This window comes from Massilia sp. DJPM01 (genome assembly GCF_030348125.1).
Taxonomy (GTDB): Bacteria; Pseudomonadota; Gammaproteobacteria; order Burkholderiales; family Burkholderiaceae_D; genus Telluria_A; species Telluria_A frigida.
This window is the reverse complement of sequence record NZ_JAQOZV010000003.1, coordinates 30,940-43,523: the sequence shown is the minus strand read 5'-3', so window position 1 is coordinate 43,523 and position 12,584 is coordinate 30,940. Positions and strand designations below refer to the sequence as shown.

General features: G+C 59.8%; 12 protein-coding genes. 4 read left to right on the top strand and 8 right to left on the bottom strand.

Annotated elements, in window-relative coordinates:
- Window positions 1-23 precede the first annotated feature (23 nt).
- The 8 genes from PO883_RS02795 to PO883_RS02760 form a co-directional block, all read right to left on the bottom strand.
- Window positions 24-2,042, bottom strand: a complete 2,019-nt coding sequence (locus PO883_RS02795; protein WP_289308408.1) for a neutral/alkaline ceramidase — start codon at window positions 2,040-2,042, stop codon at window positions 24-26.
- Window positions 2,043-2,075: 33 nt separating this feature from the next.
- On the bottom strand, window positions 2,076-2,969 hold the full coding sequence (locus PO883_RS02790; protein WP_289308407.1) for a TorF family putative porin: 894 nt from the start codon (window positions 2,967-2,969) through the stop codon (window positions 2,076-2,078).
- Window positions 2,966-3,385, bottom strand: coding sequence for a DUF2147 domain-containing protein (locus PO883_RS02785; RefSeq protein WP_289308406.1), 420 nt, complete (start codon window positions 3,383-3,385; stop codon window positions 2,966-2,968). The genes PO883_RS02790 and PO883_RS02785 overlap by 4 nt, the downstream gene beginning before the upstream one ends.
- 31 nt (window positions 3,386-3,416) lie before the next feature.
- A complete protein-coding gene (locus PO883_RS02780) occupies window positions 3,417-4,694 on the bottom strand; it encodes an alanine racemase (protein WP_289308405.1) in 1,278 nt (425 codons plus the stop codon).
- Window positions 4,691-6,079 carry a D-arabinono-1,4-lactone oxidase gene (locus PO883_RS02775; protein WP_289308404.1) on the bottom strand — a complete coding sequence of 463 codons (1,389 nt, stop codon included), beginning with the start codon at window positions 6,077-6,079 and terminating at the stop codon, window positions 4,691-4,693. The genes PO883_RS02780 and PO883_RS02775 overlap by 4 nt, the downstream gene beginning before the upstream one ends.
- Window positions 6,076-6,435, bottom strand: a complete 360-nt coding sequence (locus PO883_RS02770; RefSeq protein ID WP_289308403.1) for a cytochrome c5 family protein — start codon at window positions 6,433-6,435, stop codon at window positions 6,076-6,078. The genes PO883_RS02775 and PO883_RS02770 overlap by 4 nt, the downstream gene beginning before the upstream one ends.
- 100 nt (window positions 6,436-6,535) lie before the next feature.
- On the bottom strand, window positions 6,536-7,186 hold the full coding sequence (locus tag PO883_RS02765) for a TetR/AcrR family transcriptional regulator (RefSeq protein ID WP_289308402.1): 651 nt from the start codon (window positions 7,184-7,186) through the stop codon (window positions 6,536-6,538).
- A 160-nt stretch (window positions 7,187-7,346) separates the two neighbouring features.
- Window positions 7,347-7,898, bottom strand: coding sequence for a transposase (locus PO883_RS02760; protein ID WP_289308549.1), 552 nt, complete (start codon window positions 7,896-7,898; stop codon window positions 7,347-7,349).
- Between the two features lie 416 nt (window positions 7,899-8,314).
- On the opposite strand from PO883_RS02760, the gene PO883_RS02755 reads away from it, so the two are divergent.
- The 4 genes from PO883_RS02755 (at window position 8,315) to PO883_RS02740 (ending at window position 12,549) form a co-directional block, all read left to right on the top strand.
- Window positions 8,315-9,973 carry a metallophosphoesterase gene (locus PO883_RS02755; RefSeq protein ID WP_289308401.1) on the top strand — a complete coding sequence of 553 codons (1,659 nt, stop codon included), beginning with the start codon at window positions 8,315-8,317 and terminating at the stop codon, window positions 9,971-9,973.
- Between the two features lie 352 nt (window positions 9,974-10,325).
- Window positions 10,326-11,024, top strand: coding sequence for a helix-turn-helix domain-containing protein (locus tag PO883_RS02750; RefSeq protein WP_289308400.1), 699 nt, complete (start codon window positions 10,326-10,328; stop codon window positions 11,022-11,024).
- Window positions 11,009-11,326, top strand: coding sequence for a transposase (locus tag PO883_RS02745; protein ID WP_289308399.1), 318 nt, complete (start codon window positions 11,009-11,011; stop codon window positions 11,324-11,326). Before PO883_RS02750 ends, PO883_RS02745 begins: the two co-directional genes overlap by 16 nt.
- A 512-nt stretch (window positions 11,327-11,838) precedes the next feature.
- Window positions 11,839-12,549 (top strand): histidine phosphatase family protein, encoded by a 711-nt coding sequence (locus tag PO883_RS02740; protein WP_289308398.1) that lies wholly within the window; start codon window positions 11,839-11,841, stop codon window positions 12,547-12,549.
- The last annotated feature ends 35 nt before the right edge of the window (window positions 12,550-12,584 follow it).

Sequence of the window (12,584 nt, the reverse complement as noted above, 5' to 3'; positions counted from 1 at the left end):
GGCCAACAGCGAGGCAGGTTTGCCTAGTTGACCTGAAAGGTGCGGCTGATGCCGGTCAGCGCACGGATGCTGCCGTCCCAGCCATTCTTGTAGTTGCCGTCATGCCGGATCCGGTACTGCCCGGTGGCGGCATCGGCGGGAATGTCCCATGAAATGGCGGCCTTGGAGCTGCCCCACACCGGATCGACCCGCACCCAGCGGTAGATGGTGTTCCAGTCGCCGTCGGTGGCCACGGTGCGCCAGGCGGCGCCGTCCCAGCGCTGCACTTCAAGGAAGCTGCCGTTCTGGCGCAAGTCGTTTTTCGGGTGCCCGGTCCAGAACTCGACCTCGACCCGCTGGCCGCGCACGTAGCTGGCATTGGCCTGGCGTACCACCTCGCCGAAGCCCTTGAACAGCGGCGTGTTATCGAGCACCACGCCGGTCTGGAACGAGAGCTGCTGGTCCGACAGGTCGCGCGTGGGCGCGCTGGCATAGGCCGGCAAGCCTTGCCGCAGCGCCGTTGCCAGCTCGTGGTAGCTTTGCTGGTAGGCGCCCAGTGTCCACTTGCCGAAGTGGGTGGAGGCGCCTTCGTAGTGCTGGGCGTCGTATTCTTCCGGCGTGGTGACGTAGCCCGAATACGCGTTGGCATAGCCGGCGATGACGACATGTTTGACGCTGTCGCCCAGCGCGGCCTGCACGGTCTCGCGTATGCGGCGGCCAGCCATGATGGTCAGCTCTCCCGGCGCGGCCACGATGGCCAGCTGGCCAATGCGCACGATCGACACCGGCAGCACTTCCGGCGACCAGGGCACGGGTTGCTGCACGCCTGGCGCCAGCAGTACCGGCTTGGCGCCATGGCAGTCGCGCACCCATTGCGGCGCGGGCGTGAGGATGCCGCCAATCGCCTGGAAGAAGGGATTGCCGGCCAGGTCGCCTTCGTTGAATCCATCCAGGCCACGGCCATCTTCGGTACCGGCCGCGAACGCGGTGCCCAGCGCCGCCGGGCAGGTGCCGCGCGTGCGTCCGTCGGCAAAATTGGCGGCCACGCTGACGCGCGAAAAATCGATGAAGCGCTGGCGGTAGTCCAGCGTGCCGGCCAGCGGTTCGAGCGCGCCGTTGTAGATCGCCAGCGCCTTCTGCAACTGGCGCTCGCCGATGATGCGCGTGTTGTCGAACTCATTGCGGGTGGGGCCGGTGCCGTCGAGGCTCAGGTTGGGCGTCATGTCGCCCGCGTTCGACTGCGCGAAGGCCGCCACGAAGTCGCCGTCGGCGTTGTAGCGCACCCCTTTGAGGTCATGCTCCCAGCGCCAGGCCGCATAGCCCTTGTTGTCGGGGCTGAGCAGGTGGTTGGTGGGGGACATCGATACGCCGTGCGTGGCGAACCAGCTGATGACGCCCACATCATCGGCGCCCTGCCTGAAGCGCAGCACCGTCATGTCCGGGTCGATCGGGCTATTCCAGCGCTCACGTTCGGCCTGCGGATTGCGCTGGTAGGCGAGCAGCGAGCGGTTGTTGCTGGCGTCGGTCAGCTGGCCCTTGCCGATGGCGATCGAGCCCGGTTTCAAGTCGCGGTGCGCCTTGTCGATGGCGGCCACGATGCCGCTGACGATGGCGTCGAAGCTGCGTTTGTTGTAACCGTAGGTGGTGATGTTATACAGCGCGTAGTGGGAAAAGCCGCCGGACCCGGCGTGCGTATGGGTGGCCGCCAGGATCACGTTGTCGGCCCCATACAGGCTGCCGTACCTGGCCCGCAGCTGCCTGAGGACCGCCTGCTGCACGCCCTGGAACACCATGCCCAGGTCGTTGTTGACGAAGACCATGCGCTTGCCGCTGGCCTGGTCGGCCACGATAAAGGCGCGTGCGCGCTGGCGCATGTGGATGCCGGCGCTCACCTGCGAGAGCGAGGCATAGCCCATCATGCCCACTTCGGCGGCTTCGCCGGTAATGTCGGACATGCCGCGTCCGACCAGATAAGGATCGGCGCTGGCCGCGCCGCAGGTTGCCGATAGCGCCAACAGCGCCATGGCCAGGGTCGAGCGCCGGGAAAGAATGTGCGATGCCATGTGACTCTCCTTGATCTGGTTCGGGATTAAACGTCAAAAACGCCTGGCCAGCGACAGGATCAGCGCCGCCCGATCCACCTTTCTGGTATTTCCCGCACTATCGGGCACCACCGCCAGTTCGCGGTTGCGCAGGACGGCGCCGGCCAGCTCCGCGCCGAAATCGAGGCCCCAGCGCGTGTGCACGATGCCCAGCTTGTAGTCCACCAGATCGGCATCGCGGAAGTGGCGCATCTTTTGAAACCCGATGTGCGCGACCAGCTTGTTCCTGCCATCGAGCTTGTGCTTGATGCCGACGTCGAGCAGGTGCGAGCCGCGCGAGTGTTTGAGGCCACCGTCGTAGCACGCGATCGCCTTGCCCGGGTCGCCCCCGGCCAGCACAGCCGGCAGATAGGTCATGCCGCAGATGGTGGCCGTGTTATTGCCGCGCAGTTCGTCGCTGAAGACATACAGATAGCGCGCCTCGATGGCGCCATAGGCAAATTCGAACACGCCGTAGCTGGTATCGAATTTGGTGTTGGTCACGCCCGTCGGTTCGCCCGTGGTCCAGTCGATGCCGGTCGGCGCATCGTTGGCCTTCGCGCCCGGGAACCACTCCTGTGCCACGCCCGCGCCGAAGTGCCAGCCGTCGGGATTGCCCCAGCGGTAGCCGAGCGCCCCGGTCACTTGCAAGCCGTTTGTGTCGGGAAAAATCTCCTTGCGCACCGTGCCCAGTTGCAGATAGCCGACCACGCCCGATTCGTGCACCGCTTCCATCGTCAGTTCGGCGCCGGGGCGGTTGTAGGTATCTGATACGCCGCGGTTCTTGCGGTCGGTGAGCAGCTTCGCTTCGACGTCGAGCGAGTAGCTCTGGATCGCCGGTTCGTTGGCATGGGCCTGGCCGGTGTGGATGGCGCCTGCCAGCGCGGCCAGCACGATCAATTTGTTCATGGCGTCTCCTTCGACTTGCAGCCGGCGGGAATGCTGGCCACGCGAGTCATGATCTCGGTCTCGCCCAGCAGTTCGGTGCCGATGTAGGCGCGCACTAGCAGCGTGTCGTTCTTGGTACGCACGATGCCCTTGTAGTTTTTCTTGGTACGCGGGTCGTGCACCCAGCCGTTGCGCCAGGCGTCGTCCTGCCAGGTATTCAGTTTGGCGATCATGACGCCGCACGCGTCGTCGGGCGTGCCGGCGTCCTTGTCCCAGACGATGGTGCCGCACAGCGCATCCTTTGGCTCGGCGCAGGCCTTGAACGCGATGACCGCGGCCTTGTCGGCGCTGAGCCACAGGCCCGGTACGGTGTCCGGCGCGGCCCACGCCGGCGCCACCCACGCACATGACAGCATCACCATCGCTATTGCTCGCATCTTGTCTCCTTGTAGTTATAGGTCCTTGTGCTTATGGCATGGGTGTCAGTACCGGCCATCGCTGCGTGATCCGGCCCGACTCCATCACGACGATGTCGCCGAACTGCTGGAGCACGGACTCGCTCTGGCGTGGCCGCAGGAAGATCACGTCGTCCACCTGCAGTTGCTGTGCGCCGGAGCCCAGCAGGACCTGCTGGTTCGACGAGGTTCCATACAGGCCGCTGGGCGCCATGCCGGCCGGCGAGACCGGGTCGGCCAGCCAGTTGCCGCCGTAGATGAACCAGGCGCGCGACTGGTTCACGTCCCACGCGCGGGCGGCGGCGCCGATCCATTCGACCCCGTTGGGCATGTCGAATTGCGCCGGCGCCTTCAGGACCGGCGTGGCGATGAACGCGGCCGGCGCCAGGTCGCCCAGTAGTTCGGTGTCGAAGTCGCCCGGTTTGACGAGGGCCGAGCCGAGCGCCACTTCGTTGGCCGCGCCTTTGCCGTCGTGAAGGCGGTAGGTCGGCGAGCCGCCGGCGTTGAGGATCAGGCCGGCCGGCGCCACGCCGCCATGCAGTGCCCGCGTGGCCTGCGCCGCATAGTCGCGGTACATGCCAAGCGCGTCGGCCAGGGCGCCCGCGCGCAGGCCGGGCAGGTCCGGCAGTTTGGTGATGTGGGTGTCGTAACCCATCATGCCGGACAGCTGAAGGCGCGGTTCCGACTTGACGATGTCGAGCATCTGCTGCAGTGCGGCCGCACTGGCAACCCCGCCGCGATGCAAGCCGACGTCGATTTCGACATTCACGCGCAGCTGTAGCTGGCGCTGGCGCGCCAGGTCGCGATACTGCGCCAGGCGCTGCGGGCTGTCGACCAGCCATTGCAGCTGGCACGCCGGATCGAAGCCCCCGCCCTTGAAGCGCTCGTAGAACTGGGCGGCGGCGGCCACCGGCAGCGGTTTGCCAAGCAGCAGATCGAGTGCCGGGCGCTGCGCGGCCAGCTGCTCCAGGTAGGCCAGGTTGAACACCATCAGGCGCTGGGTGCGCATTGCCGCGATCAAGTCGTCGAGCAAGGGCATGCAGGGCAGGGATTTGGCCACCAGGCGCAGTTGCATGCGCCCGCCGATGTTGCGCATGACCTGGCCGGCATTGGCCAGCATGCGGTCGCGGTCGAGCACCATGGTCGGCGTGGCGATGCCGGCCGCGCGCAGTGCCGCAGCCATGCGCGCGAAGTAGGCGTCATGCGGCGCGCCATGCGCGCGCGGACGCAGCGCCAGCGCGCCGGCGCCAGCCAGGCCGGCGATGGCCGCCAGCGCCGTGCGGCGCCTCATGCCGGCACCCCGAACAGGGCGCGCAAGTGGGGATTGAGCATGCGTCCGTGCGGATCCATCTGCTGGCGCAGCGCCTGGAAGTCCTTCCAGCGCGGATACAGCGCGGCCAGTTCGGCGGAGCTGAAGTTATGCAGCTTGCCCCAGTGGGGACGGCCGCCGTGTTTGCGAAACACCGGGCCGATCTCGGAGGTCAGGTAATCGTAGGCTTCGCCGTGCGCCGCATGCACCGCGATCGAGCAGCTGTCGCGCTGGTAGAAGGGGCTGAGCCAGGCGTCGTCGGCTTTGACGAAGCGAAATTCAAGCGGGAAGAATACGTCGTTGCGCCGTTCGAGCGTGCGGATCACCTCGCGCACGCAGGCGATGCCCGCCTCGCGCGGCACGTGGCATTCGGTTTCGTTAAAGCGCGTCGGGCGCACGTTCGAGAGCAGGCGAAACGAGCGGTTGGTGGCGTGTTCGGTCAGGTCGGCGTCGATCAGCTTGGCCGCGCTCCAGCGCCGCAAGCTGGGGAACTTGCCGAGCCAGTCACGCAGCTGGCGCAGGTCGCGCAGCATGTCTTCGTCTTGCGACGGCGGCATCTGGATGTCGCTGCCGGCGTAGGCGTCGTGCGTGATGGCGGCGGCATAGCCGGTGAACGGCAGGTAGTAGAACTCGAAGTGGCGATGGGTGCGCGCCAGTTCCGGCGCCTGCTGCAGCATCTCTTCGACCGGCTTTAGCCATACCTTGCGGCGCAGGCTGTGTGCGGGCACCACGCGCATCGTCAGCTCGGTGATGACGCCCAGGCTGCCCAGCGACACGCGCGCCGCCGCCATCTGGTCGGCGTGGCGCTCTTGCTGCCAGTCGATGACGTCGCCCTGCGGCGAGACAATGCGCATGCCGATGACGTCCGCATGCAGTGCCGGCAGCGCGGCGCCGGTGCCGTGGGTAGCGGTGCTGATCGCGCCGGCCAGCGACTGCATGTCGATGTCGGGCAGGTTGCGCAGCGCCAGGCCGGCGCCGTCGAGCTGGCGCGACACTTGCGACAGGCGGGTGCCGCCATGCAGGGTGGCGCTCATGGCCGTCTTGTCGTGCGAGCGCAGGCCCGCGAGGCGGTCGAGCGACATGATGGTTCCGCTGGTCGGCACCAGGGGCGTGAACGAATGGCCGGCGCCGACGCAGCGCACGGCGCCGCCCGATGCGCGCAGCAGCGCGGCGACGGCAGCTTCGTCGGCCGGCGCGGCCAGAGTGCTGGCCGTGCACTGCGCGCTGTCCGACCAGTTTTTCCAGGTGACCTTCGATGCGCTTGCCGCACCCAGCGCCGGGGTGGCGCGGCTGGCCAGCAGGCCCGCCGCCGAGGCCATCGCCCCGGCTTTCAGGAACAACCTGCGGCGCCGGGACCGGGGGCTCATTGTGCGGCTCCGGCGCTCATGAAGCGGGTCAGCGCGCGCAGGTCGTCGGGCGAGCAATCGTTGCACTGGCCCCGTGCCGGCATCGCGTTGATGCCTTCGACGGCATGCTTCACCATCTGGTCCATGCCTTGCGCCAGACGGCGTTGCCAGTGAGGGGTGAAGCCGGTGAGGGGGGCGCCGCTGGCCGCGACGGCGTGGCAGGCCATGCAGGATCGCTCGTAGCGTTCGGCCAGTTGCGGGTCGCTCGGGCGTGCCATCTCGGCCCGTTGCAGGTCGGCCAAGGCGGGCTTCTCGACTGACGCCGAACAGCCACACAAGCCCATCGCGAAAACCGCCACGCCCAGTATCGTTCGCATCCGTTCACCTCGCAGCCGCATAGTTATCGGAACAACGTTCTGGATAATAACGACGTATCAAAAATAAAACAACGTTATATTTTTGAGTGTGTGCAGGTGTTTATACGCGGAAACGGTGCAGGATTCCTGTCATCAATACATCGAGCAAGTCTTCCAGGTGCTGGTCGAAAGCGGCGTGTTCGAACCACTGTTCCGATTCGCCGAACACCAGCCGCAGCGAGGTCATGCCGTGGATGCCTTCCCAGAAGATCTGGCCCATGGAATCGAGGCGGTCGGCGCGCACCTGGCCCGATGCGGCCAGGGTCGCGAACAGCTGGTGGCCGAAGGCGTACGGGTCCTGGGTCTGGTTGCCATGTTCGATCTTGGCGCTTTCGACCGGCGCGTGCGGCCGGCGTTCCAGGAACACCAGCGCGTACTGGTCGGGATGGAGCATGCCGAATTTGACGTAGGCACGGCCGGCGCGCTTGATGTTGTCGATCGGCGGCAGCGCCGGGTCGGTGGCGGCGCGCATGGCCTTGGCGAGGTTGAGCAGGTCGCTATCCATGGCCTGGGTAATGAGCGTGGCCTTGTCCTCGAACAGGGCGTACACCACCGTGGTGGAAAACCCGGCTTCCTCGGCAACCTTGCGTAAGGTAATCGCGCGCGCGCCGCCAGCCTTGATCAGTTTCCGGACCGCCTTGATGATGTCTTTACGGCGCTGTTCGGATTCTCTCAGCTTGCGATCCTGCACGCTGCTTGTTGCCTTCACCATGTGATTCAATCCTAAATAGATGCTTGGTTCGCGGCCCGAGCCTATCAGAAATCATACGGGGGTGGGCAGAATACGATTGGCGGTTTGGGCTGCCGGGGAGGAGGAGGCTTGCCTGGGATGCAAGCCTGAGCATGTTTACTCAGGTCATACCTGAGCAGGTTCATGCTTCGCTTTGCCATCGCACTGCCGCGTTGGGCTGAGCCCGTGCCGCGCGCGCGCGCTGAAGGAAAAAGCCAACAACTAAGTAGTCACCGGAAATTGCAAATTCCGTTACATAACTTGCCATGATGGAATTAACCTCGTCAAGCAGTGCGCTGCCGGTCAGGCGAACGAATTTGCGCCAAACGTACTTGGCCTGCTTCCAGAGGATGTCGATGCGATTGAACTCGGGGCTGTATGGCGGCAGATAGTACAAGTACAGGCCACGGCGCTGCCACTGCCGGCGTTTCAGTTCCATCGCTTCGCCGCGGTGGATGTTTGCATTGTCGAGCACGACAATGCCCGGTACCGGATGCGGCTGTTCCGCGATGCGATCAATAAAGGCGATCACGTCGTCGCGCACAGTGCGCTGCTCCTTGATTGCCCATAGCAGCTTGCCATCATGGCCCAGCGCACCCAGAACATTGACGCGCTGCCGGTGCACACCGGCCTCGGCACAACGGCTGCGGCCGATTGGCGCCCATCCATATTGAAGCGGCGGATTCGGATGAATCCAGACTCGTCGAAATAGAGCAGATCACATTGGCCCGCCTGCGCCATGCGCTGCAATCGCACGAGCCCGGCACAGCGTTCGATGAATAAATCATTGCTTCCCTAGCACATTAATAGATTTTCGTTTGTTGTAAATCAAGCCATATTTCCCATGCGTGTATTTACACGCGACAACCCATTGAGGCATCATGATTGATGACATCAAAAGGGGTAATCGAATACGAAAGTAGATGTGACGCAATAATGGCGCACCAGAAAATAAAAGTTGGCGCAATTACCCTTAGTTTCTTATTGTCACCAGATGGCTATGCGCGGCATGGAAAAACTGGGGATATCAGCGCCTGGGACAGCGCAATAAAGTGGAAATCTATTTAAAAATCCTAAGACTTTTCAACGAATTTTACGGACCAAGGACATATGAAAAAATATCTTTATTCTATAGTCTTTATCTTTTTCGCCACAATTCCTGGAACAGCTGCCGCGCAGACGTTCACTCTGGCCTTCATAGGCGATACACAATTCGACTGGGGGTGTGAATCCGAGCATACCGAATTATCTGACTATTGCAAGATATCAGCGAATCGTGCCAAGCCAGAGCAGGATCAAGCGGCAGAGACAAATGGACGCGTCGTCGCTCGGGTTAATGAATTAAAGAATGCTGAAGATACCAACTTAAAAGGACTGGTGATTAATGGCGATCTGACTCGTTTCGGCAGCAAGGACCACTATCTGGGGAAATTTCAGGATATGTATATGAACCAGACCTCATTTCCCGTTTGGCCTGGACTTGGAAACCATGATTATCAAAATAACATCAATGCCTGCGGAGCGCCGGCCACGATGAATTGGAATTATTGCGGCGCTGACATGATGCAATTTCTGGCTTCGTGGCTCAATGATAACCGCTCAAAGACGGTCTCTTATGACCTTACCAACTATTCAAAAAACTCGTCCCAGATGGGATGGCAGCGTAACATATCGGGAAGTTTGGCATATTCATGGGAGATCGGCAGCTTTCATTTTGTGCAGCTCAATAACTACCCGACATATAAAACCAAGTTTAAGCATGGATACAGCTTTGGCGTCTACTCATGGGACTTGGACGCCACATCCCCGGCTGACTGGATCGCACACGATTTCTCGACCGCCGTTGAAAACCGGAAAGTTATAATTTTAAACTGGCATGACTTTGACGATGCTTACGGCAATAATTACGATGCACCAGAGTATAAAGAAATGATTGCAATGTTGGACAAATATGCCTCGAACATTAAGGCAGTATTCGTGGGTCACAGACACGAAAAAATAGGGCACAATGGAACAACGGATTTTATCAAGTTCAAACAGTCGTCCAATCATGCCAAAGATATTTGGGTCCCGGTTATTCATTCCGGATCTCCCATATGGGGACGTTTCATGAGGGCAGATTTCTCGGACCCTTACTATAATTGCAAAATAACGATCAGCGAAATCGATATTGCCGATTTGTCCAATAGCGGGAAAAATCCAAAAACTATCGATTGTAGTGTGGCGAAGGACTCTTCCACAGCCAATAGATTGGCTTTTGGCGGCGCATACGGATTTATTCATGATGGGTCGCCGGTGATTAATCCGGTTACTAATGCCCAGTCCTGTCCATCAGGCTATTTAAAAACTCAAGTCTATGGGACATCTGGAGTGGATTGGCCAGTATATATCTGTTCCAAGCAGCAGCCGGAAGGGGCATCATCCTCCGAATACGATTTTGGTGGCATGTGGGGGTATATCAACGATGGCGAATTGGTGAGAAATCCTCTTTCCGGTGATGGAAGTTGCAGTCCGGGCTTTATCGACGTGAAGTTGTTGGATACATATAACCAAGACTGGTCATTGCACGCTTGTTACCGTAAGCACGACCCGGACTATCAGGAACCGCTATACTTTGGCGGCGTTCTTGGCACTGTTAACGGAACTCCAGTGAAAAATCCAATGACAGGAAATTTTTCGTGTCCGGAGGGTTTTTCGCGTTCGCGAGTCCTCGGCACTTACAATCAGGACTATGATTTGTCCTACTGTTACGCTATTCCGAAGCTTTAGAGTTTGAGGCGGTACGGAAGGAGACTGGTTACGGCCATACGACCATTCTCCTGCTTCTCACGCCTCGATTCTGACCTCATCTTCATGATCAAAACCGGCCTGTTTACCGGCCCGCAGCGCATCGCCAAGCTGAATAAGCTTGGCGATGCGCTGCGGGTGCTGAAGCGCCACCATTGATGCGAATAACGCTGCGCGTCGGCAGTGTCACGTATGCAGTGTCGCCACTTTTCATGCTGAACGGAAGTTCCATCCCGACGATAGCGGTCAGCGAAGCGCGGTCGGCCGGGGTCTCGACTAAATAATCGCCAGATTTTTCTTGTCAAATTCTATAGCGACCAGGATGGTGACAGACATGAGGCTGCGATTGAAGCTTAGCGCTGATGAGCGCAGGACGCTGCGGGAGATGGGGATCTACCATCCGCATGCGCGCACGCGGATGCGGGCACAAGGGATGTTCCGGCTGGCGCAAGGTTTGACACTGCAACAGGTGGCCGACGAATTCGAGGTGCACCTGAACAGTGTCGAGAACTGGCGCCGTCGTTGGGATGAATTCGGCCTGGTCGGTTTGTTCGAGGATCGGCACACTGGCCAGCCGCCGAAGTTGTCCGACGAGGAACGGAGCCAGCTCGGCGATCTGGCGCGCGATGCGGGCGGGACTGCCAGGACACTGCAGCAGCAGTGGGAAGGCGCGGACCATACGCCGCTCGGCGGCAACAGCATCAAAGAAGATCTGAAGCGCATGGCGTTTCGCTACAAGCGATGCCGCCTTAGCTTGAAGGACAAGCGTGACCCCGCCGCGTTTGAATATGCCAGCGGCGTCGTTGCGTCGTTGCAGCGCATGGCGCAGACGGGCCAATGTGATCTGCTCTATTTCGACGAGTCTGGATTCAGTCCGAATCCGCCGCTTCAATATGGATGGGCGCCAATCGGTCACAGCCGTTGTGCCGAGGCCGGTGTGCACCGGCAGCGCGTCAATGTTCTGGGTGCGCTGGCCATGATGGCAAGCTGCTATGGGCAATCAAGGAACAGCGCACTGTGCGCGACGACGTGATCGCCTTTATTGATCGCATCGCGGAACAGCCGCATCCGGTACCGGGCATTGTCGTGCTCGACAATGCAAACATCCACCGCGGCGAAACGATGGAACTGAAACGCCGGCAGTGGCAGCGCCGTGGCCTGTACTTGTACTATCTGCCGCCATACAGCCCCGAGTTCAATCGCATCGACATCCTCTGGAAGCAGGCCAAGTACGTTTGGCGCAAATTCGTTCGCCTGACCGGCAGCGCACTGCTTGACGAGGTTAATTCCATCATGGCAAGTTACATAGCGGAATTTGCAATAAATTTCCGGTGACTACTTAGCAACAACCCCCTCCAGACGAGGAAGGACAACACCTACCTTGTTCAACGCATCGTGGCAGATTTCGATGACCATGTTAGTAGATAGAAACATAATTCGATAAGCATAAAATGGCAGGAATTAAGCGCGCCTTTGCTGGTAAATCTATCCCTTTCTCCGTATGACAGCCGAATAATGCAAGCGGCATAAATATAGCGGCCGAATAATGCAAAAAGCATAAAATCAATAAAAATTAAAACGCGCTTTTTCTAGAAATTCTACCCCTTTACCCGAATAGAATAGGAATAATGCAAATAGCATAAAAATAAGAAAAATTATATATTGACCAAGTTCACATCCTTGCTTAACATGCCTTCCGTCAACCGTTGCATCCATTCGCCAGCACTGTGTGAGGTGCGAGCGATGGCTGCGACCAGGTTGTGTAAATACAATTATAAATCGATCTTCACGGAGAAGATCGTCTTTTTCCCTACTATTGATTGCTTTGCTAAAGGGAACCAAGCGCGATGGGAGCTATTTACCTGGTACGTCACGGCCAGGCCAGTTTTGGTAAAACTGATTATGACAATTTGTCTGAATTAGGCCGGCGTCAATCCGCACTGCTCGGTCAGCGCCTGGTCCACCTTGACCAGAAGATTTCATTGTTTGTCAGCGGCACCCATCGTCGCCATCTGCAAAGTCTGGAAGCCTGTCTGGAGGCATGGTCGGTTGCTGGTATCGAGTACGAGCGGCATATTCGGCAAGATGCCCGTTTTGACGAGTTCGATCACGCCGACGTACTGCTTCGTTTCATGCCGCAGTTTCCAGATCTGGCCGCTTTGTCGGCCTACGTCGGGCAACAAGACAGGCCGGAGATCGTCTTTCAAGAGATGTTTGAGCATGCCGTGGCGCGTTGGGTAGGCGGTGCGCACGATGCCGAGTACCGTGAATCATGGAATGCTTTCCAGATACGTTGCAATGCGGCACTGACGCCCTTGCTGGAGCATGTCGAACAGGGTAATTCGGCGATTGTATTTACTTCCGGCGGACCAATCAGTGCGATTTGCCAGCAATTGCTGGCTATCCCGGACCAGCGGATCTTCGATTTGAACTGGTCGTTGGTTAACGCAGGTGTCACAAAGCTTGTATATGGCAAAGGACGGATCTGCTTGAGTTACCTGAATAATTTTTCGCATCTTGAAGCCATGCATGATGAATCGTTGTTGAGTTATCGGTAAAGGGCATGGCTAAGTTGGCTTGGATAGCGTCATGT